At 69.0% G+C, this 881-nt stretch carries 2 protein-coding genes; one reads left to right on the top strand and one right to left on the bottom strand.

What is annotated here, in order from left to right:
* Window positions 1-315 (top strand): DUF6221 family protein (locus IG02_RS0135445; RefSeq protein ID WP_030757729.1); only part of this gene is annotated, 315 nt, incomplete at its 5' end.
* Between the two features lie 100 nt (window positions 316-415).
* Here the strand turns inward: IG02_RS0135445 and IG02_RS37415 are convergent.
* Complete coding sequence (locus IG02_RS37415) at window positions 416-658, bottom strand: response regulator transcription factor (RefSeq protein WP_030757726.1); 243 nt, start codon at window positions 656-658, stop codon at window positions 416-418.
* Window positions 659-881: the final 223 nt, after the last annotated feature.

Below are 881 nucleotides of genomic sequence, written 5' to 3'. Positions count from 1 at the left end.
CCCCGCCTCGACGAAGACGAGCGGGCCGCGCGGGTGGCCAAGCCGAGCCCGTGGCATGCGGACGGCGACCCGGCCCGCGTACTACGGGAGCTGGAGGCCAAGCGGGCCTTGGTGGACGCTTACGAACAGGCCCGCCGCACGCGAATCAAGATTGCTGATGAGCACTGGGGCCCATCGGGGCCCACCGGAGATCTGTCGGCCGTAGAGCGATGGAGAGAGCACGATGCGGTGGCGGAGGCGTTGAAGCCGCACGTGCAGCGCCTCGCCGCCCAGTACGTCGGCCACCCCGAGTACCGCCAGGAGTGGCGGCCATGACCGACTAGGCGCCCAGTAACGGTGTGTGACAGAATCTGGGGCTGTACTGGCCGATACGGGTCTCAGCCCCGCAAAACCTGATGCCTGAATCGGTCGACGGTCACGCAGAGTTCCGCCAGCCTGCGTTCGCGCCCTCCGGGACCGTGACATCCTCCAACGACAGGATCCCCAGCCGGAGCGCGACCGCGACAGCCTGCGCCCGGTCATGCACCCGCAGCTTCCGGAACGCCGACTGCATCAGCGAGTTCACCGCCTCCACCCCCACACCCAGATGCCCGCCGATGGCCCGATTCGTGTGGCCGTTCGCGACCAGACGCAGCGCCTCGATCTCCCGACGGGTCACATAAGCGCGGCGTACCGGGGGCCGGCGGACTATCCGGCGCGCCGGGTGAACCGCGGGCGGTGCCAGGTGGCAGCGACAGGGGATCACCGTCTCGCAGTCGCCACACAGAGCCATATCAGCGTCCCTTCAGAGGGTCGGGCTGGCCGGTGCCGTCGAGGATGGCCAGGATGTCGTGGGCCTGCTGTACCGCGTGCACCCGGACGGAACAGGCGATGGTCATCTC

This window comes from Streptomyces sp. NRRL F-5135 (assembly GCF_000719775.1).
Taxonomy (GTDB): Bacteria; Actinomycetota; Actinomycetes; order Streptomycetales; family Streptomycetaceae; genus Streptomyces; species Streptomyces hebeiensis.
This window is presented reverse-complemented; position numbering and strand designations above follow the sequence as displayed.